This window comes from Sphingobium sp. JS3065 (assembly GCF_026427355.1).
Classification (GTDB): Bacteria; Pseudomonadota; Alphaproteobacteria; order Sphingomonadales; family Sphingomonadaceae; genus Sphingobium.
Map to the genome: position 1 here is coordinate 995,620 of NZ_CP102664.1, position 18,926 is coordinate 1,014,545.

Annotated in this window: 19 protein-coding genes; 2 read left to right on the plus strand and 17 right to left on the minus strand. The window is 64.2% G+C overall.

Annotated features, from left to right (window positions below):
* Positions 1 to 6 precede the first annotated feature (6 nt).
* The 14 genes from NUH86_RS04890 to NUH86_RS04955 form a co-directional block, all read right to left on the minus strand.
* Entirely contained in the window at positions 7 to 2,199 is a 2,193-nt protein-coding gene (locus NUH86_RS04890; RefSeq protein WP_119035245.1) for a TonB-dependent receptor, read from the minus strand.
* A 109-nt stretch (positions 2,200 to 2,308) separates the two neighbouring features.
* Positions 2,309 to 2,707 (minus strand): DUF2946 family protein, encoded by a 399-nt coding sequence (locus NUH86_RS04895; protein WP_231746293.1) that lies wholly within the window; start codon positions 2,705 to 2,707, stop codon positions 2,309 to 2,311.
* A gap of 60 nt (positions 2,708 to 2,767) precedes the next feature.
* Positions 2,768 to 4,006: a TolC family protein gene (locus NUH86_RS04900; protein WP_021246259.1), complete on the minus strand. Its 1,239-nt coding sequence runs from the start codon at positions 4,004 to 4,006 to the stop codon at positions 2,768 to 2,770.
* Entirely contained in the window at positions 4,006 to 4,305 is a 300-nt protein-coding gene (locus NUH86_RS04905; RefSeq protein ID WP_021246260.1) for a DUF3240 family protein, read from the minus strand. Before NUH86_RS04905 ends, NUH86_RS04900 begins: the two co-directional genes overlap by 1 nt.
* Positions 4,298 to 7,369, minus strand: coding sequence for an efflux RND transporter permease subunit (locus NUH86_RS04910; RefSeq protein ID WP_267251438.1), 3,072 nt, complete (start codon positions 7,367 to 7,369; stop codon positions 4,298 to 4,300). Before NUH86_RS04910 ends, NUH86_RS04905 begins: the two co-directional genes overlap by 8 nt.
* Positions 7,370 to 7,378: 9 nt before the next feature.
* Positions 7,379 to 8,491 (minus strand): efflux RND transporter periplasmic adaptor subunit, encoded by a 1,113-nt coding sequence (locus tag NUH86_RS04915; RefSeq protein ID WP_030093018.1) that lies wholly within the window; start codon positions 8,489 to 8,491, stop codon positions 7,379 to 7,381.
* A 57-nt stretch (positions 8,492 to 8,548) separates the two neighbouring features.
* Positions 8,549 to 9,565, minus strand: a complete 1,017-nt coding sequence (locus tag NUH86_RS04920; protein WP_021246263.1) for a sensor histidine kinase — start codon at positions 9,563 to 9,565, stop codon at positions 8,549 to 8,551.
* Entirely contained in the window at positions 9,562 to 10,239 is a 678-nt protein-coding gene (locus tag NUH86_RS04925; RefSeq protein ID WP_021246264.1) for a response regulator transcription factor, read from the minus strand. Before NUH86_RS04925 ends, NUH86_RS04920 begins: the two co-directional genes overlap by 4 nt.
* A gap of 78 nt (positions 10,240 to 10,317) precedes the next feature.
* Positions 10,318 to 11,007 (minus strand): cytochrome b/b6 domain-containing protein, encoded by a 690-nt coding sequence (locus NUH86_RS04930; RefSeq protein ID WP_030538173.1) that lies wholly within the window; start codon positions 11,005 to 11,007, stop codon positions 10,318 to 10,320.
* Between the two features lie 72 nt (positions 11,008 to 11,079).
* Positions 11,080 to 11,781, minus strand: coding sequence for a VIT1/CCC1 transporter family protein (locus NUH86_RS04935; protein ID WP_030538172.1), 702 nt, complete (start codon positions 11,779 to 11,781; stop codon positions 11,080 to 11,082).
* 193 nt (positions 11,782 to 11,974) lie between these two features.
* A complete protein-coding gene (locus NUH86_RS04940; protein WP_021246267.1) occupies positions 11,975 to 12,226 on the minus strand; it encodes a hypothetical protein in 252 nt (83 codons plus the stop codon).
* Positions 12,227 to 12,720: 494 nt separating this feature from the next.
* Positions 12,721 to 13,371 (minus strand): hypothetical protein, encoded by a 651-nt coding sequence (locus tag NUH86_RS04945; RefSeq protein WP_051749579.1) that lies wholly within the window; start codon positions 13,369 to 13,371, stop codon positions 12,721 to 12,723.
* A 121-nt stretch (positions 13,372 to 13,492) separates the two neighbouring features.
* On the minus strand, positions 13,493 to 14,521 hold the full coding sequence (locus NUH86_RS04950) for a L,D-transpeptidase (protein ID WP_232037387.1): 1,029 nt from the start codon (positions 14,519 to 14,521) through the stop codon (positions 13,493 to 13,495).
* A gap of 64 nt (positions 14,522 to 14,585) precedes the next feature.
* Positions 14,586 to 14,894 (minus strand): hypothetical protein, encoded by a 309-nt coding sequence (locus NUH86_RS04955; RefSeq protein ID WP_051749580.1) that lies wholly within the window; start codon positions 14,892 to 14,894, stop codon positions 14,586 to 14,588.
* Here NUH86_RS04955 and NUH86_RS04960 point away from each other — a divergent pair.
* Together NUH86_RS04960 and NUH86_RS04965 are read left to right on the plus strand one after the other, a co-directional pair.
* Positions 14,784 to 15,572: a universal stress protein gene (locus tag NUH86_RS04960; protein WP_233423662.1), complete on the plus strand. Its 789-nt coding sequence runs from the start codon at positions 14,784 to 14,786 to the stop codon at positions 15,570 to 15,572. The two genes, NUH86_RS04955 and NUH86_RS04960, sit on opposite strands and share 111 nt — an antisense overlap.
* A 44-nt stretch (positions 15,573 to 15,616) precedes the next feature.
* Positions 15,617 to 17,119, plus strand: coding sequence for a phospholipase D family protein (locus NUH86_RS04965; RefSeq protein WP_051743722.1), 1,503 nt, complete (start codon positions 15,617 to 15,619; stop codon positions 17,117 to 17,119).
* Between the two features lie 84 nt (positions 17,120 to 17,203).
* Here NUH86_RS04965 and NUH86_RS04970 read toward each other — a convergent pair whose 3' ends face one another.
* The 3 genes from NUH86_RS04970 to NUH86_RS04980 all read right to left on the minus strand — a co-directional run bounded on the left by NUH86_RS04970 (position 17,204) and on the right by NUH86_RS04980 (position 18,864).
* The gene (locus tag NUH86_RS04970; RefSeq protein WP_021246272.1) at positions 17,204 to 17,788 is read right to left on the minus strand and encodes a hypothetical protein; all 585 of its coding nucleotides are present in this window, start codon (positions 17,786 to 17,788) and stop codon (positions 17,204 to 17,206) included.
* Positions 17,789 to 17,869: 81 nt separating this feature from the next.
* The gene (locus NUH86_RS04975) at positions 17,870 to 18,280 is read right to left on the minus strand and encodes a DUF2147 domain-containing protein (RefSeq protein WP_021246273.1); all 411 of its coding nucleotides are present in this window, start codon (positions 18,278 to 18,280) and stop codon (positions 17,870 to 17,872) included.
* Positions 18,281 to 18,330: 50 nt separating this feature from the next.
* A complete protein-coding gene (locus NUH86_RS04980) occupies positions 18,331 to 18,864 on the minus strand; it encodes an HdeD family acid-resistance protein (RefSeq protein ID WP_086400778.1) in 534 nt (177 codons plus the stop codon).
* Positions 18,865 to 18,926 lie beyond the last annotated feature (62 nt).

Genomic DNA, 18,926 nt, shown 5'->3' on the forward strand with positions numbered 1-18,926 from the left:
GGGCGCTCAAAACGCAATCGTGATCCCGGCGTTGACCGATCGCCCCCGGCCCGGAACCGGGCGGCGCACGCCGGTCGCCTTCAGATCGCCGAGCGACATGCCGCTAAGCGGAGCATAATAGGCCTTGTCGAACAGATTGTCGGCGCCGAGCGTCAGGCGAACCTTGTCGATGCGATAGGCGAGCTGGACATTGAGCAGCGCGTAGCTGCCCGTCCGCGGTTCGTTGCGGGTCGGATCGGCGCGATCCTTTTCCGTCACGATGTCGAGGTCAATCCGGGTTTCGAGGCCGCCGATCCGATGCTCGAGGCTCAGCGCCGCATTGAACGGCATCTGGTGATAGAGCGGTGCGTGGTCGGTCAGATTCTGGCCGTGCAGCCAGCTCGCGCGCGCGGTCAGACGCGCGGTGCCGGCCGACGACGATGACCATAGCGGCACGGCGCCCGATATGTCGATGCCGTAGATCTCTGCCTTCTGGTTGGCGAACTGCAATTGAACGAACCCGGTCGGACTGCCCATCATGTCGGTGAAGTCCGCCAGCTTAAAGGCGTCGATATATTCGTCGACATGGGTGTAATAGGGCGCGATCTTGAACGACCAGCCATCCTTGCCGCCTCCGGAAATGGCCAGGGCGGCGCTCAGCGTATCGGCCTTTTCGGGGCGAAGGTCGAGGTTGCCGACATAGCCGTTCCCGTCGCCGAACCACCCGATCATGCGGCTCGCCATGCTGCCCCGGCCCCAGCTATAGCGCTCGTAGATATTGGGCGAGCGAACCTTGCGGGCATAGCCGATCTCGATATCCGCCCCGTCCGAAAGCGCGTAGCGGACCAGCAGGCTGCCGCTCCAATTGCTGTCGTGGCGCTTGCGGTCGGCCTTGTTGAACGCCGCTGCCGCCATGACATCGGCCATCTGCATCATGCCGGTGCCATAGGGCGCGACCTTGCCGGTGTTCATCCAGACCTGATCGTTACGGATGCCGGCGATGAGGGAGAAACCGCTATCCCAGCGCGTTTCCCACTCGAGGAAGGTGCCGAGCCGATCGCGCTTGGCCCCGTTGACGTTGATGAACGCATTCGGCCCCATCATCATATTGCCCACAACGGGCGGCCAATAGTCGTTGAGCCATTGATGCTGGAATTCGCTGCCCAGGCGCAGCGTGCCGCCGCCGAGCAATATATCCGCCTGGACGGTATAGCTCGCGCTGTGGACCTCCGTGTTCATCGGCATCCCGCCGGTCGCGGTCCCGCCCTTGTCGGCGAGGAAGTTCATGACGTGGTCGGTGTCGCGCCAGCTCGCCCGCACATCGAGATTGCCCCAATCGAAGACGCCGGCATAATGGCCGTTCAGGAACCACGACTTGTTGGACGTCATGTCCATATATTGGTTCGGGAAACCCTCATAGGGCGCGAAATGATAGCCGCCTTTCAGCTCGATCAGGCCGTTGCTGACTTGCGCTGCGAGATTGAGGCTGTGGTCGGTCTTGGCATATTCGCTGGATCGCACGACGCCCAGCGAGCCGCCGCCCTTGAAATTGTCGGCTTGAGTGTAGGAGCCATTGTAAGTCAGGCTGACCTTGTCGCTCGCGGCCGTCACTGACAGGGCGCCGCCGAACCCGTCGCCATTGCTGCGATAGAAGGCCGAGGTTTCGCCGGTCAGCAGCGTTTCCCCTTGCTTAGCAAAGCGGGGCGGAGCGCTCTCGACGCGAATGATCCCGCCGATGCTGTCGCCGCCATAGCTGACTGGCGAAACGCCGGTAATGACGTCGATCGCGCTCACGGTTTGCGGATCGGTGTAGGACAGGGGCGGATTCATATCGTTCGGACAGGCCGAGGCAATCGCCACGCCGTCGACCAGCACGGTCAAGCGCTGCGCTTCAAGGCCCCGGATCACCGGCAAGGTCGAGAAGCCCCCGGCCCCATAGCCGCTGACGCCGGGTACGCTTTGCAGGATCGCTGCGGTATCGCTCGAGCCGACCTGAAGGTCGCGCAGGCGCGAGGGGGAAAGCCGCTCACCCGAAACCGTCGACCCCGCCTCGCTCGCCGAGCTAACGTCGACCTCTGGCAGCGGCGTCCCGTCCTGGGCGAAGGCTCGCGAGATGGGGGCGCCCGCCAGCACAGCGACGAGTGCGGGAAAAGCGAAGCTCCCGGCGAGGCGAACCTTGAAAGTTGGTTGCTTGCTGGTGGAGCGAGCGAAGGCAGGCATGGTGGTTGCCGCGCAATGCGCGGAATCAAGCATAATCGTCATGTCGGAATCCTGATTCACATGCGGCGCCCCGGCGAGGGGCGCCCATCAACGGGGAATGTCGAAGGAATCAGGTGGTGGGAGGACCGATCGCCGGCGGGCGCAGATAGGTGCCGCGCCGGAGGACTAGGCGGTTTGGACGCCGAAAAACCGTTGCGAGGATGAAGGCGAGGGCGACGGCTAGGAGCAGCGCATCGACGGCCGCGAGCGATGGCGAGGACAGGCCGGTAAAGGCGCAAGGCGCTTCCGCCTTCTTGTGCTCGTCATGGTCCTGCTCGCCGCCTTTGCTCGGCAACTTGATTGCGATCTTCTGAGGCCCTTGCCCCGAGCACAGCTGGACCAGGATCACGCCATTCGAGACGACCGGCATGAAACCCGCCGGCACCAACGCCTTCACGAGCAGCGCAGCGCCTAGCAGGAGCGCGCACAGCCAATGGTGCCGGACAAGGAATTTGCGAGCTTCGGTCACGCAGCATCCTCTAAGTGCAGGCTCGTTTCATGTCGAGAATGTTTGCTTGCCGTATGTTAGCTAGTCGTGCCCCGCTTCATCTGGTGCCCAGATGCTGTGGGAATCGATCTGGATCTTGAGCAGAGCACGATCGGCTTCGGAGCGCGCCTCGATTTCCATTCGGCGCGCGTCATTGGCCTGCCGGCGGGCATAGAGCATATCGGAGAGGTCGATCTGCCCGAGTTGGTAACCGCGCACCGTCCTTTCGGCGGCGTCGCCGGCGCTGCGCGCCGAAGCGTCGGCATTGCGCCAGGCATCGAGCCGGGTGTGCGCGTTGGAAAGGTCGGCATTGGCGGTCGCCTCGATGCTGCGCTGCACGGCCGCGAGTTCCATGCGCGCGGCATTGGCCTCGGCTGACGCCTGATCGGCTGCGGCTCTGCGATAGCCACCGCCGAGCGGGATTAAAGCCACCACGCCCGCGCCGGCTTCCGCGCCGCCGCGCTCGCTGAACAGGCGGACGCCGAAGCTCGGGTCTGCGATGCGATCCGCTCGCACCCGACGCGAAGTCACGTTCAGACGCTGCGCTTCCTTGTCGGCGGCGCGGATCTCGTGACTGCGCTCGATTACCAGGTCGCGCATCGCTTCCAGCCCCTGGGCGGGCAGCATGGGGTCGGCCAGTTCTGGTGGTTCGGAGGGGAGCGGGATTTCCGGAAAGGACGCTGCGAAGGTCACGCGCGCCTGTTCGCGCAGCGAGAGTGACGATGCGGCCTGCGCGCGCGCCTGAGCCAGCGCCGCCTGCGCCTGGTCGAGGTCGAGTTGGGCGGCGTCTCGCAGCGTGACCCGCCGCTTTATGGCGGCGATTGCCTCCTCCAGCCCGCGGACGCTGTCGAGATCGTTGCGATAATGGCTTCCCGCAGTGAGCCAGTCGTGCCAATAGCCGGCCAGCAGCAGCGCGGTTTGATGGCGGACATCCTCCATCTGGTTTTCCGCGACCTCAATGCCGAGCGCACCGGCTTCGCGGTCGAGCGCGGCCTTGCCCGGCAGGCGGAATGGGCGGCTGATTGTCGTATCGAATTCGTCGAACCCGCCTTCGCGATCGACGGTTCGGCGAATGTAGCTGCCGCTCACCGTCACTTCGTGGGGGCCTTTGCGCAGCATATCGCCGCGTGCCCGTGCGGCTTCGACGCGCGCAATTGCGGCGGCGACGCTGGGGTGATTGTCGAGCGCTTCGTTGACCTTGTCGGCAGGCGGCAGATCGGTATGCTGGGCCAGGGCAGGCGCGGCCGTCAGAAGGCCGAGAGCGGCGAGTACGATCCGCATCAGGCGATCCTTCCATGATCGAGCAGGGGCGTCGTGCGCCACCGGACCGGCAGATCGCGCCGCGCGTCTTTTACGGTGCGGAGCAGGTCGGGCACCGCGTCCGCGCTCACGATCAGTTCGAGCGTCGAACGCTTCAATTCGCCCGACACGCGCTCGGCGGTTCCCGCATCGCCAAAATCGCGACCTCGCACAGCTTCCCCGCGGACATGGATTGGCGTGGGGGAGACGGCGCGGATCGCGTCCACGAGAAGCTCGGTATCGCGGGTGGCGCAATGGAGGGTGAACAGCAGGTCAGGCATTAGCGGCCTCCCCGGCGCTTTCCCCGAAGCGCTCGAACAGGATCGGCAGCAGGACCAGCGTCAGCAAAGTGGAGGTAATGAGGCCGCCGATCACCACGATCGCGAGCGGCCGCTGGATCTCGGACCCCGGCCCGCTGGCGAACAGCAGGGGGACGAGGCCGAAGGCCGTGATGCCGGCAGTCATCAGCACCGGTCGCAGCCGACGCTGCGCGCCCAGGCGCACGGTCTCGGCCATACCCACCCCGTCGGCGCGCAACTGGCGGAAATAGGCCACCAGCACCAACCCATTGAGCACGGCGATGCCGAGCAGGGCGATGAACCCCACCGACGCCGGGACCGAGAGATACTCGCCCGACAGCCACAGCGAGATCAGCCCGCCGACCATCGCGAAGGGGATGTTGGAGAGGATCAGCAGCGCGGCGCGCAATGAGCGCAGCGCCGCCAGCAGGACGAGGAAGATCAACACCAGCGCTACGGGCACCACCATCATCAGCCGGGCCGATGCGCGCTGCTGGTTCTCGAACTGACCGCCCCAGACGATGCTGTAGCCTGCCGGTAGCCGTACCTTGGCGGTGACCTGCGCCTTCGCCTCATCGACATAGCCGACCAGATCGCGGCCGGAGACGAAGGCCTGCACCAGCGCGAAGCGCGAGCCGTTCTCGTGATCGAGCTTCACCGGTCCCTGCGTGCGCTCCACCCGCGCCATGTCGCTGACACGCGCCAGCGTGCCATCGGGCGTGCGCAATTGCAGGTCGGCGAAACGGGCCGGATCGCTCCGGATGCCGTCGTCACCGCGAATGACGATCGGAATGCGTTTCTGACCTTCGGCCACGACCCCGGACCGCACGCCCTCGACCTGTCCGCGCAGCGCGTCCTGGAGCTGGTCGACCGGCATCCCGAACCGCCCCGCTGCCGCGCGGTCGATGTCGAGTTGGAGATAGTCCACATTGTCGTTGGCGACCGTCAGGACCTCCGATGAGCCGTGGATGCCGGACAGGATATGCTGGATCCGACCCGCGAGCTCGGCGAGCGTTGCGGTGTCAGGCCCGAAAATCTTGACCGCTAGATCGCCGCGCGCGCCGGTGAGCATCTCCGAGACGCGCATCTCGATCGGCTGGGTGAAACTCGATTGGATACCGGGCAGGCCGTCCAGCGCCTTGCGCATTTCCCGGACGACGAAATCCTTGTCCCCGCGCCATTGCGAGCGCGGCTTCAACTGGACGAAGCTGTCGGTCTCGTTCGGTCCCATCGGATCGAGACCGATCTCGTCGGAGCCGACGCGGGCGATCACGTCCTCCACCTCCGGCACGGTGCGGAGCGCGCGCTGCACCGCCATGTCGCCGGCCACCGATTGGTCCAGGCTGATCGAGGGCAGCTTGGTAAGCTGCACGATCACCGAGCCTTCGTCCATCGTCGGCATGAAGGTCTTCCCGGCCGCGCCATAAGCGAGGCCCGCCAGCACCAGCCCGGTGGCGGAGAGACCATAGACCAGCTTCTTGTGCGCGAACGCCGCGTCGAGCAGCGCCTGGTAGCGTGGGCCGATCTGCCGCATGATCCATGGCTCACCATGATGGCCGCTCCTGAGGCTGAAGGAGGCAAGGACCGGCACCAGCGTCAGGGCGAGCAGCAGGGAGCCCGCGAGCGCGAAGACGATGGTGAGCGCGACGGGCGCGAACAGCTTGCCCTCCAGCCCCTGCAGCGAAAGCAGGGGCAGGAACACGAGCGCGATGATGACGATGCCCGCCGACACCGGCACGATCACCTCGCTGGTTGCGCGGAATACGTGGTTGAGTCGGGGCGTGTCCTCGCCCTGGGCATGGCTCAGGCGCTCGACGACATTCTCGACCACCACCACCGCGCCGTCGACCAGCATCCCGATCGCGATGGCGAGCCCGCCGAGGCTCATGAGGTTCGCGGACAGCCCCATGCCGCGCATGAACAGGAAGGTGATGAGCGCGGCCATCGGCAGGGTCGCCGCGACGATCGTGGCCGCACGCCAGTCGCCGAGGAACAGGATCAGCAGCACGACGACCAGCACGGTCGCTTCCAGCAGCGCCTCCTCGACCGTGCCGACCGCGCGCCCGATCAGATCGGAGCGATCGTAGAAGACATGGATCTGCGTGCCTGCGGGCAAGCTGTGCTGAAGCCCGGCAAGCCGCGTCCGCACGCCATCGACCACCGCCCGCGCATCCGCGCCGCGCAGCGCGATCACCAGGCCCTCCACCGCCTCGGCCTTGCCGCCGCGCGTCACCGCCCCATAGCGGGTGAGGCTGCCGGTGCCGACTGTGGCGACGTCGCCCAGGCGGACGATGCGGCCGTCCCGGCTGGCGATGACCAGCGTTTGCAGATCCTCCACGCTGCGGATCGCGCCCACGGCTCGGACGATCAGCGATTCCTCGCCATCGGTCAGGCGCCCCGCGCCGTCATTGCGATTGCCGCTTTCGATCGCGGTGCGCAGATCGGAGATCGAGAGCTTCGCGCTCGCCAGCGCCACCGGATCAGGCCGGACCTCGAAGGTACGAACATAGCCGCCCAGCGCGTTCACGTCCGCGACGCCGGGCACTGTGCGCAGCGCCGGGCGGATCGTCCAGTCGAGCAGTTCGCGTTTCTGCTGGAGAGACAGCGGCCCTTCGATCGTGAACATGTAGACGTCGGACAGGGGCGTCGAGATCGGCGCGAGACCGCCGGTCACGGCAGCAGGCAGATCGCCCGTCACGCCCGCCAGCCGTTCGGCGACCTGTTGGCGCGCCCAGTAGATGTCGGTGCCGTCGGTAAAGTCGATGGTTATGTCGGCGATGGCATATTTGGCGCTCGAGCGCAGGATCGCCTGGTTGGGAATGCCGAGCATCTCCGTCTCGATCGGCGTGATGACGCGGCTCTCGACCTCCTCCGGCGTCATGCCGGGGGCTTTGAGGATCAGCTTCACCTGGGTCTGCGCGATGTTGGGATAGGCATCGACCGGCAAGTTGACAAAAGCCCAGACCCCGAGCCCGGCCGTGGCGGCGGCAAGGATCAGGACGAGCAGACGATAGGACAGCGCGGTGGCGACAAGCGAACGCAGCATCGGGAGAGCCTATTGCGCGGTGGCGAGCGCCTTGAGCGCGCTCGTACCGGAAACCACCACCTGTTCACCGGGCCTGATCCCGGAGAGCAGCACCGTGCGGCCATCACTGCCGCTGCCGCCGGTCACGGCGCGCACGGCAAAGCCGCCGCGCGCGGTCACGAACACAACCGGCTTGCCGTCGATCATGGTGACCGCCGTATCGGGCACGCTGACCGCGCCCGCCGGCGCCGGGCCGACGATGACGATGCTGGTTGCGCGCCCCGCGACAACACCGGGTCCGGCCGGAATCTCCGCCTTGAGGCCGGCCGAACGGGTCGCGGGATCGATGGCCGTTCCCACCGCGACGATCCGGCCGGTGAGGTTGGGAAGTAGCCGCACGCTCATGCCGGGGCGCACTTGCCCGATCAGCCGTTCGGGCAATTGGCCGACCACTTCATAGCGATCCGTCGCGTCGATCACATAGGGCGCGGTGGTGCCGTCCACCGGATTGCCGGTCTGGATGGAGGCGCTGGTGACGCGACCCGCGATAGGAGCCGTCAGCGTATAGGAGCCGCTGGCGCCATGACCGCCCACCATCGCCAGGATGCGCGACTTTTCCGAAACGTCGGCGCGAGCCTCGGCTGCGATGGCATTGGCTTCGTCAGCGCGCGCGCCTGCGATGATGCCTTCGCGGCTGAGCAGGGAGAGCCGCGCGGCATTGGCCTCGGCTACGCCACGCCGCGCGTTCGCGCGGCTGAGGTCCGCGCCGATCGTCAGCACGTCGCGGCTGGCGATGATCGCCAGCGGCTGGCCCCGCCGCACGCTGTCGCCCTCGACCACGAGAGTCCGCAACACGGTGCCGGGAAAGGTCGCGGCCACCGCCACCCGGGCGTTGGCGGGAGGCTCGATCATCGCGGGGATGGTGGCGAGCGCCGCATCCGCGGCTGCCGTCGCGGGCATAAGGCGGATACCCATCTGCGCGGCGCGGCGCGCATCCACCGCCAGGATCCCATCTGTCGGTTGGGCGTTGCTTGCCGGCGCGGAGTTGCCCGTCTCGACCGGTCGACTGGCGAACCACCACAGGCCTGATAGAATCAAGGCGATCGTCGCGGCGCCCGCAATGAGGGTGTATCGTCTGGACATGCGCTCGGGCTAGGGAGCGTTCCTGACCGAACCCTGACGGGATATGAGGATTGAAGATCAGGTCGCGGGAAAACGCAGCACCAGTTCACGGTCGGCCGGATCGGTCTCAAGCGTGCCGCCATGGGCCGCCATGATCCGGTCGACGATAGCGAGGCCGAGGCCGGCGCCATCCTTGCTCGCATGGTCGGCGCGGCGGTGGCGTTGCACAAGGTCGCGCAACCTTTCGAGCGCCAGCCCAGGGCCCTCGTCCCGCACGCCCAATAGCGCGTGGGGGCCGGCGAAGACCTGGATCGTGCCACCAGCCGGCGTCACGCGCGCGGCATTCTCGATCAGATTGCGCAGCGCTGCCGCAATCGCTTCGCGCCTGCCGTTCACGACCGCAGCCTGACCGCGGGTATCGAACGCGATCAGCTTGCCTTGTGCGATGATCCCCGGCGCCACGGCGCTGACGACCTCGCTCGCCACATCCGCGAGTGACACCTGTTCGGGAGCGGTCTGGGCGGCCTCCGCCGCGTCGATCTGCGCGAGCAGCATGAGTTGGTCGATCAGCCGGCGCATGGCCGCCACGTCTTCCTTGAGGCGCGCGGCGTCGTCATAGTCAAGCCGGTCGAGTTCGAGAGACAGGAGGGCGAGCGGCGTGCGCAACTCGTGCGCGACGTCGGCGGCGAACGCTTCCTGCCGCCGCGCGGCCTGATCGAGCCGCGCCAACAGATCGTTGACCGCATAGACGAAGGGTAGCGCCTCGGCGGGCATTTGCGACGCATCGATGCGGAACCCTCGTTCGTGGCCCTGTGCAGCCTCGATCCGGGCGGCGGCATCTTCCAGCGGTGCGAAGGCCTGGCGGATCACTCGGAGCACCATGATCGCGACGGGAACGAGCAGGACGACAAGCGGCAGAGCGACATGCTCAAGCATTTCCTTGATCGCGCGGATCATCGCCGCGCGTGCATCGAGATGTGTGAAGGTGACACTGTAGAAGAAGGCGACCGCCGCCAGCAGCAGAACGGTGCCCGCCACACCAATCAGGCCCAAACCGCGTTTGAGGCGCCGTGAGATGGAGCGCTGCACGGTCATGCCTTCCCGTCCTTCAGCATATAGCCGACACCCCGAACGGTATGGAGCGCGCCGGCCACGCCCGTGTCTTCGAGCTTGCGGCGCAGACGCGAAATGGCGGCTTCGACCGCATTGGGGGTCACCGGATCGTTGAAGCTGTAGAGCGCGTTCTCGATCACTTCGCGATGGACCACCGTGCCGGCTCGCCGCATCAGCAGTTCCAGAAGGTCCGCCTCGCGGCGCGAAAGGTCGATCTCGCGATCGCCAATGCTGGCAGAGCGGCTTGCCGTGTCGAAACGCAGCATGCCGACTTCGATGACGGGCTGGGTTCGAACGCCAGGCCGGCGCAGCAGGGCGCGGATGCGCGCGGCGAGCTCGTCGATCTCGAAGGGTTTGACGATATAATCGTCTGCGCCGGAATCGAGACCGGTGACGCGATCCTCCAGCGCCCCACGCGCGGTCTGGATGATGGCAGGCGGCATCTGCTGATATTTTCGGCGGCTCGCGAGCCAGTCGATCCCGTCGCCGTCGGGCAGGCCGAGGTCGAGTATGATGGCATCATAGCTCGCGCTGCCCATCGCAGCGTCGGCTTGTGCGAGATCATGGGCAACATCGCACACGAAGCCCCGGCGCTGAAGACCGTCGGCGATCAGTGCCGCCATTCGCTCATTATCTTCGACGATGAGAAGGCGCATGGGTTTAATGTAGACTTTCCACCAGGAACGAAAGGCAAGAAGGATTGAAGCTTTCTACCAGACCATCAACCGATGTTTTCAATCCCTTTCCTCGTGCGAACCGTGATGGGAATGGCGTTGCTGCGGCGCGAAGGCGGTCGGATCCACCATGACAATGGCGATGATTGCCAGAACGATCGCTGCGGCACCAAGTAGAGCCGCAAACAAGCCTGGTCCCCGAGCCTCACGCACATTCGGATAGAGGCTGTTCTTCTTGCGGCCGCTGATCATCGCGCGAACAAGGTTTTCGCCGGTGAGCAGCGACATCAACAGCACGGCGCCGACATGAAGCCCGATCAAAGCAAGCAGGCTGTAGGCGAGGGTTTCATGAAGGTCTTTGTCCATGCCGCCTGCCGCAACGCTGCTGCCGCTCCAGATGACGATTCCGGTCAATCCGATCAGCGCCACGACTGCGATCGCGCCCAGTGGATTATGACCCACGGAACGTCGAGGATGGCCAGCTAGAAGGTCGCGTGCATGGGTGGCGATTGCTGTTGGCCGAATGAAATTCACGAACCGGGCATGCTCGCCTCCGACGAAGCCCCAGATCAGACGGAACGCAAGCAAGGCAGCAGCAGACCATCCTGCGACCATATGCCACGATGCGATCGGACTATCGTCGTCGGAAGAGAGAAACGCGATCGAGATCGCTAGGACCAGCAGCCAATGGAATAGCCGTAGCGGCGTGTCCCAAACCTTGAATGTCCTTGTATATTCAGAATTTGTCATCACGTTCGCCTTTCCAGCTGGAAGGGCTACGGGTGTTCACTGACCGAATCCTGACGATGTGAGCAGCGTGGTTCAAACCACTGTTCCGAACAGCCTCCCGATGCCCGCGGTCGCAGCCAGGGCCAGCGCGCCCCAGAATGTGACCCGTAGGATTGATTTCATGGGGCGGGCGCCCCCGGCCCAGGCGCCAAGCGCGCCCAGCAGTGCGAGAAACAACAGGGTTGCCGCGACCTCGATTGCGACGAGGCTATCATGCGGAACGACGGCGACCAACAACAGGGGCATGAGGGCGCCTGTGCTGAAAGTTGCGGCGGATGTGAGCGCGGCCTGGATAGGGCGGGCGGTCACGACTTCGGAAATGCCGAGTTCGTCGCGGGCATGCGCGGCCAGCGCATCCTTTGCCATTAGTTCGTCGGCTACCTGCCGGGCCAGTTCCTCATTCAGACCGCGTTTGACATAGATGTCCGCCAGTTCCTGATGCTCGAGCACCGGTTGAACGGCGAGTTCACCTCTTTCCCGGGCGAGGTCGGCATTCTCCGTGTCCGCCTGAGAGCTGACCGAGACATATTCGCCGGCGGCCATCGACATGGCGCCTGCCACCAGCGCCGCCATCCCTGCGACCAGGATATTGGCCTTGCCCGCGCCGGAGGCTGCGACGCCGACGATGAGGCTCGCGGTCGAAACGATCCCATCATTGGCTCCCAGCACTGCCGCGCGTAGCCAGCCGATGCGTGACACCGCATGGCGTTCGGGATGGGATCTTAGTCGGCTCATGGTGTCCTTCGTAAAATGCCGTGAAAAAGTTCAACAGTCTTTCCTGACGAAACCCTGACGATGATTGGTAGCCGGCATAGCTCAGCAATCCCTACTTGAATCGGTCTACATTTGTCGCACCACGCTGAAATCGGCACTCGGTGAAGGGGCCGTCACGCTTGAATCCATAGAGATTGGAGAGACCCGGCCTAGTTCATGTGATCATGGCCTCCTGCAGGCGGCTCATGAGAGGCAGCGCCAATTCCAGATCATCCGGTTCGACGGCTGCCTCCAATATGGTTTCGACGTGCATGACGGCTATGTTCACAGCTTTGGCCTTCGCATGACCGCGGGGATCGATTTCGGAATCCGTCTTCTTGCGAAACTTCGGGGTGAAGAGACTGCAAAAATTACGTAACTCGCGATCGAATATGATCCAGCCCCCCGTTCGATACGGGTCGTCCACGTAATGCGAGTCCTGAACTAATCGCGACAGCGCGTGCGATTATGGGTGAGGATGCGGCCTATCAGGCCGCTTTGATCGCTGCGGAACGTCGCGTATGAGTGAGAGGCGCGTTAGAGGGGCTTACAAGCCGCATCAGCTTCCAGCCCAGGAAATAGCGGAACGGGAGCCGAACTGGGCAAGGATAACTTGCACTGCGTCGCTCAATAACTGCGGCAATCCCCATTCGGATAACGGAAACCGAGCGTATATTGCGAGATGAAGTGATACGGCCTTCCGCTCGAACATGATCGCCGTCGCTGGACAATGGAAGCCGTGGACCGAAAGGGAGGTCCACGAAATCGTAGCCCGATCACGGGAAAGGAATTATCTTTCCCGATTGCTGACCCACATGCTTGCCGTTTTTCGCTGGCGGATGATCGAACAAGATTGGCGGCGCCTCCTCTCGCTGCTTGCTCCGTCAAAGTGAGCGGTTTCGCGCGGGCATCGTCCCCAGTCTACCGTTTCGGCGCCTTTGGGCGCTGCGCGCGGATTTCCGCCAGCAGCACGCCAAGATATTTCTCAGCTTCGGCAGCTTCGCTTTCGGGATAGGCGGCCGTCATGCGTCCGCTCCAATAGCCATAGTCGACTGTCGTCAGGCTGGAACGCCATGGTTTGCCGTCGCGATAGCCGGTGAAAGTTCCGCGATAGGCCTTGAGGCGGCGATTGGTTGGGATCGTCGCCGGTCCTTCCGACACGATGGTCGGCGCGGCAAAATGGGACATCGTAGCCTGACGCATGATCATATAGTGGTCGCGTGGCGACATCTGGTCGATATGGACCACCGCCATCCGCACCACGATGCGATCGTCGCCGGTGCCGAGTGGCCGGTCGTAGCCGATGGCGATATACTCGCCGCCCGGATCGAATGCCCGTTCCCTGAGGCGGGTAAAGCCCTCGAATTCCTCCGGGAAGCGCAGGCCGCTGGCCACGTGGACAAGAGTTGTGCCGTCCGGCGCCAACTCAAATCCGTCGGGTACCGCGATTGCCGTGGCGTCGGCCGAAGGCGGCGCAGCGGGCGCGGTTTCAGCCAGTGACGGAGCCGCCGAGGACAGCCCCAGCAGGATGGCGGCGGCAAGGGAAACTGGAACGCGCAATGATCGGGACATCGAAGTCAAATCCTCTGGTGAGTATGTCGTAATTAGGCCGGTCTTCGCAATTATGGCAGGGGGCTGTTTGGAATCAGGCGGTAAGACGCTGCGATGGACGCGAAGTCGGGATTGCGCAACGTCATCGTTCGTTTGTATCCGCTTGGGCATCCTCGCCCGTGAGCACGGTCAGGGATGTGCCTGTACTCCCGCTTTCGAGGGTATCGGCCGTGACGATCAGCGTGCTTCCCGGTTTGAGCACCGACAGCAGGCCCCGTCTGAAGTCCTCGGGAAGGATTAGCCGCTCCCGGTCCTGCCGCGAGACTTCCCCCGTCTGTGCACCGCCAAATACAGGGAGGAACATCCAATGCGTCCCGTGTTCGTCGATGGAGGCGAGGTTGAAGGCCTGAAGGCCGGAGATCTTGCCGCGGATGGCGACAGGCGCCGAACCGATTTCGATGCCGTTTCGCAACACCACGGCGCGCTGGTCCGCCGCGCTGACGATTATGGAGATCGGCCCTGTGAGTGCTTTCTCTGGCTGCCAGACCGTCAAAAAGGCATTCCCGAACGACGAGCGCCGGGCCGTATCCTGCAGGATACGGGGAGCTGGGGCAAAGCGCGGAATCTCGCTTGCCTGCGTGATGATGACCGTCAGGCCAAGCTGCGTGACATCATAGAGGTGCTCGGCGAACGTCAGGGGAAACCGGATGCATCCGTGCGAGGCGGGATAGCCCGGAAGATTGCCGGCGTGCATGGCAATCCCGTCCCAGGTGAGGCGCTGCATGTAGGGCATCGGCGCGTCATTGTAGAGGTTCGATCTGTGCGCGACTTTCTTTTGGAGGATGGTGAAAACCCCGGTCGGCGTTTCGTGGCCGGCTGCGCCGGTGGAAACGGTCGAGATGCCGATCAGGACGCCGTTGCGATAGACATAGGCCCGCTGCCTGGCGAGGCTGACGATGATGACCACCGGACCATCGGGAGCCGCTTCGGGCGCCCACAGGAACTCTCCTGGCCGTAACGCTTCCACGCTCGCCGCGATCGATCCTGGATCAAGCGCCATAGCGCGGATCGGAGCGGCGGTCAGGCAGAGCGCGGCAGTCATGGTGCCGGCAAGAAGCGTTCGGCGCGAGAAGCGTGTCGATGGTGCGTGGGATGCGCCGGCCGTTGCCACGGCAGTGAGCGTCGGGGTTCGCAATATGATGTCTGGTGTTGTGATTTTATCCATCCTCTTCTGATCAGGCCATAATATCGGTCTGCTTCGCGACGGCCAGCGAATCCTTGCCGAAGAACATTTCTGTCCGTCCTGCAAATACACGGCGACACGTTCCTTGGTTGGCGGACCACTGCTGATATGTTGCGTCGATATGACCCCGCGAACGATTCTGTTTCCAACCGATTTTAGCGGTCGCTGCGACCGAGCCCGCGACCGCGCGATACAGCTGGCGAGCGAGTGGCGCGCACATCTGGTTCTTCTCCACGTTCAGAGGGATCCCGATCCCGCAGACATGCTCGACGGACTGCAGGCCGCCGAGAGTCGCCTTCATGCCCGCTTGCGGGCGGAGGTGGCGGACCCGGATATTCCGGTCGAGACACGCCTCGCCACCGGCGCCGTCTCGCAGGCGGTGCTGGAAGCGTCAACCGCATGCGGGGCGGATCTCATCGTGACCGGCATCTCGCGCCATGACGATATCGGGGATTTCCTGATCGGCACGACCGTGGAGCGCATGATACGCCATGCTCATGCGCCGGTGCTTATCGTGAAGGAAAAGACCCAGCACCACTATCGCCGGGTCTTGGTCGCAACCGATTTCTCCGGCTGCTCGGCCCAGGCGCTTCGCACGGCCATGGCCGCATTCCCCGCTGCCGAGATCACTCTCGTTCACGCCTATCACGTGCCGCTGGAGGCACTTCGGGGCCGGGAAGGGCCGGCAGCTGCGCTGCAGGCCAGGATAGCCTATGATCTGGATGCCTTTCTGGACAGGACCGATCTGCCCGCCGACGCACGCGACAGGCTGGATATCAATGTCGACTATGGCGAGGTTTGCGAGGTTGTCCGCAATCATGTGAAGCTGAGCGAAACCGACCTGGCCGTGATCGGAACGCACGGTCGATCGGCCCTGACGGTGGCGGTGCTCGGCAGCACGGCGCGGGCGCTGCTCAGCCGTCTCGATTGCGATGTCCTGCTCGTGCGCCAGCAGCCGCAGGCGGATGCTGCCGTCTGATCCGGATCGTCATCCTTGCCTGCCTGGGCTTCGTCGCGGCGTCGATGCTCGCGACTTGGGTCTACGGCCTGTTCGCCAGTCGCGCGCAGGGGGAGCCTTCCTACGCACTGTCGATCGAACGCGGCCGGACGCCGCTCGATCAGCGTATCGGCGCCACGACGGATGCGCACCCCGGTGAGAGCGGCCTGCTTTTGCTGGACGAGAATCTCGACGCCTTCGCGGCACGTGGATTGTCGGCGCGCAAGGTCGAGCGCTCGCTCGATCTGATGTATTACATCTGGCACGACGATCTGACCGGCCGCCTTCTTCTGGCCGAGGCCCTGTCCGCGGCCGATCGCGGCGTCAGGGTGCGGATCCTGATCGACGACATCGGCACCAGCCATACATCTGATGCGATGATCGCCATGGCGCATCATCCGCATATCGAGATCCGTATCTTCAACCCGACCCGGGCGCGGCAGGGCGGCTTGCGGCGCGGCATCGAAATGATGCTGCGCGCCTTCAGCGTGACCCGGCGCATGCACAACAAGGCCTGGATCGCTGATGGCCGCGTTGCCATCCTTGGCGGGCGCAATATCGGCGACGCCTATTTCGATGCCGCGACGCAAACCAATTTCCGCGACATGGACGTGCTGGTGATGGGGCCAGCCGTCGCCCAGACGGAGAAGATCTTCGACGATTACTGGAACAGCGGCCTGGCGTTGCCGGTCGATAGGCTTTCGCCCTTGAAAGATCCTGGCGCGGCGCTGACGCGGATCGCCGCCGAATTGAGCAACGCTGCCAATGAGGCTGCCGCGCGCCCCTATCTGGAGCGCATCGCCAAACGGCTCTCGCTTCTCGATCCCGAGACCACGCGGCCCGACTGGACTCGCGCCGCCCGCGTGATCGCCGATCCGCCGCGCAAGGTGCTGGGCAAGGAGGGCAAGAACTGGCTGATGCACGACCTGCTGCCGGTCTTCGATGCGGCGCGGGAAAGGCTTGAAATCACTTCGCCCTATTTCATCCCCGGCGAGGAAGGCACGGCGGCGCTCGCCGCGATTGCGGCAAAGGGGGTTTCGGTCTCGGTCCTGACCAATTCTCTTGCGGCAACCGATGTCGCCGCGGTCCATGGCGGTTATGCGCGCTACCGTGTTCCGCTGCTCGAGGCAGGGATCAAGCTCTGGGAATTGCGCCCCGAGCATCAGGAGCGGGACTTTTCCCTGCGAGGATCGAGCCGGGCAAGCCTGCACACCAAGGCTTTCACTGCCGACGGGCATATGGGGTTCATCGGCTCGATGAACCTGGATCCTCGTTCGGCTTCCCTCAACACGGAAATGGGCGTCCTCTTCGAGTCCGAGGCCCTGGCCCGGAAGATGGCTGCCATCTGGCAGCGCGATACCGCGCCCTCCCGCAGCTATGAGGTCTGTCTGACGTCGGATGGCGACGTGGCATGGGCCGGGAGCCGGAACGGCGTGCCCGTCCGATACGACCGGGAACCGGAAGCCTCGTTCTGGCGCAGACTAACCGCACAGGCCATTGGCCTTCTGCCGCTGGAATCGCAGCTTTGACCCAAGCAGGCTTTCGGCGCCGTCTTCAATTTTGCGTGTTGCCGACGAATGGACCGTCTGCGACGGGGACCTGTTTCCTTGAGATCATGCGCTTGAGCGCGGATCGTTGTCGGAGCGCAGAAATCTGCTCCAGTCGATCTGGGCGAGCGCAGCAAGCAGGATGATCATGCCGATCTGCATCGCGATGCCCCACGGACTGGTGAGGCGCTCGGTAAAGACGTCACCCAGGCTCGATTTGCGGATCACGCCTGCTGTCGCGGCATAGATCGAATAGGAGACGAGACGCCCGACGAAAAACGCTGCTGTGAACTTCCCCAGCCTGATACCCGCAAGGCCGGCCGCTTCGAACAGTTGCGCCGAGGGAAGCGGAGAGAGCGCGAACAACGCGAGCCCGAAAATCGCGCTTTTCGGTCGGTCCTCGACGACTTTTTTCGCTGCTTCGAGGTTGCGCTTTTGTTTCGCGGGCAAATAGTCCTTGAGAAATCGAAAGCCCCAGGCAAGCAGCAAACGTCCAAGAGCGGCCGCGAGCGCGCCAATGAACACGATCAAGGCGACAGGCAGATCGGTCGTCAGGCCATAGAGAACGATGATCGACCATGTCGGGGGACCGAACGCGGGCAACAGGTTGATACCAAGGACGATCAGGAAGAGAATCAGGCACGCGGTCATTTCGCCTTCGGCGTTATCGCATTTGCGCAGGGTCAGCGAGCCGGATGGGAGAGGTGTCTTTCAGCCTGTCAATCCATGCGTCTACTTCTCGACGCGCGTCCAGATCTGCGACCGGCACCCGATGCGCCCGACGAGGCAGCCGTTCGCCTCGAGCCTGTTGCTGTCGAGTACCGTGACGCGCCCGGTGAAGGTCCGGCCGATATCGGGCACGAAAACGCGGCCGCGCCACACGCCGGGCTGCTCCTGCTCGAAATCACGAAACAGCTGTGCGCCCACCAGAGGATCCGGGCTGCCCTTGCGCGCATCGGCTTTCGCCTTGTCGTTAGCCCAGACGACGACACCGCACATCCTGTCGTCGCACGGTTGCGCGCGGATATGCACACTGTTTGCAGGGTTGCGCCAGATAGTCCCGGAAATGCTCGATGCCGGAGCATTTCCGACCGTTGCCGCCAGGATGAGCAAGACCGAAAGCGGTTTGTATCCTCCGATCATCCTGGCGTTTCCTTTGTTGTTCGGGGCAGGGCACCCTTGCCGCACTAAGTCTATAGCTTACCGATGCGGCGCAGACCCATGGCGAGGATGATGAGGAAGGTTCCTCGCAGCAGGAAGCTCAGGCCGACCGCCAATGCCAGGAAGGCAAGTCCGGTCGCGGGATCGCTGAACAGGAGGAGACCGCCCAGAACAGTGTCGAGAACGCCGAGTAGCAGGCGCCAGCCCCGGTCATGCGCAGACTGGAATGCGCCGACGATTTCGAAAACGCCGATGATGAGCAACCAGGCGCCGATCAGCGCGACGAGCGTCAAGGCCCCGGCGAAGGGATTGAAGAAAGTGATGGCGGCCGCGACGAGGCTCAGCACGCCGAGGAGGATCTCGATCCAGCGTGCGCGCCGGGAGAGCGAGGACAACCCGGCCGCGATAGCCAGTATTCCGTATATGAGGAGCGCCACGGCAAGGAAAACACCTGTCGCGAAGCCCGTCGCGATTGGGTTGAGGAGCGCAAAAACGCCGATCAGGATCACGAGCAGCCCATAAGCCAGGACCCAGCCCCAACTGGTCTCCAATGCCGGGTCGGCCATACCATAGGGGCTGGAATAGCGCCTCGATTGTGACGGCATGTGAAGGGCTCCTTCTTGGTGAC

Excerpts from the sequence above, each read along its gene's own strand:
- NUH86_RS04945 (WP_051749579.1), bottom strand. The coding sequence starts at position 13,371 with ATGTCCCGATCATTGCGCGTTCCAGTTTCCCTTGCCGCCGCCATCCTG.
- NUH86_RS04925 (WP_021246264.1), bottom strand. The coding sequence starts at position 10,239 with ATGCGCCTTCTCATCGTCGAAGATAATGAGCGAATGGCGGCACTGATC.
- NUH86_RS04930 (WP_030538173.1), bottom strand. The coding sequence starts at position 11,007 with ATGACAAATTCTGAATATACAAGGACATTCAAGGTTTGGGACACGCCG.
- NUH86_RS04900 (WP_021246259.1), bottom strand. The coding sequence starts at position 4,006 with ATGCGGATCGTACTCGCCGCTCTCGGCCTTCTGACGGCCGCGCCTGCC.
- NUH86_RS04965 (WP_051743722.1), top strand. The coding sequence starts at position 15,617 with ATGCTCGCGACTTGGGTCTACGGCCTGTTCGCCAGTCGCGCGCAGGGG.
- NUH86_RS04920 (WP_021246263.1), bottom strand. The coding sequence starts at position 9,565 with ATGACCGTGCAGCGCTCCATCTCACGGCGCCTCAAACGCGGTTTGGGC.
- NUH86_RS04910 (WP_267251438.1), bottom strand. The coding sequence starts at position 7,369 with ATGCTGCGTTCGCTTGTCGCCACCGCGCTGTCCTATCGTCTGCTCGTC.
- NUH86_RS04905 (WP_021246260.1), bottom strand. The coding sequence starts at position 4,305 with ATGCCTGACCTGCTGTTCACCCTCCATTGCGCCACCCGCGATACCGAG.
- NUH86_RS04975 (WP_021246273.1), bottom strand. The coding sequence starts at position 18,280 with ATGATCGGAGGATACAAACCGCTTTCGGTCTTGCTCATCCTGGCGGCA.
- NUH86_RS04890 (WP_119035245.1), bottom strand. The coding sequence starts at position 2,199 with ATGCCTGCCTTCGCTCGCTCCACCAGCAAGCAACCAACTTTCAAGGTT.
- NUH86_RS04915 (WP_030093018.1), bottom strand. The coding sequence starts at position 8,491 with ATGTCCAGACGATACACCCTCATTGCGGGCGCCGCGACGATCGCCTTG.
- NUH86_RS04970 (WP_021246272.1), bottom strand. The coding sequence starts at position 17,788 with ATGACCGCGTGCCTGATTCTCTTCCTGATCGTCCTTGGTATCAACCTG.
- NUH86_RS04980 (WP_086400778.1), bottom strand. The coding sequence starts at position 18,864 with ATGGCCGACCCGGCATTGGAGACCAGTTGGGGCTGGGTCCTGGCTTAT.
- NUH86_RS04935 (WP_030538172.1), bottom strand. The coding sequence starts at position 11,781 with ATGAGCCGACTAAGATCCCATCCCGAACGCCATGCGGTGTCACGCATC.
- NUH86_RS04955 (WP_051749580.1), bottom strand. The coding sequence starts at position 14,894 with ATGAAGGCGACTCTCGGCGGCCTGCAGTCCGTCGAGCATGTCTGCGGG.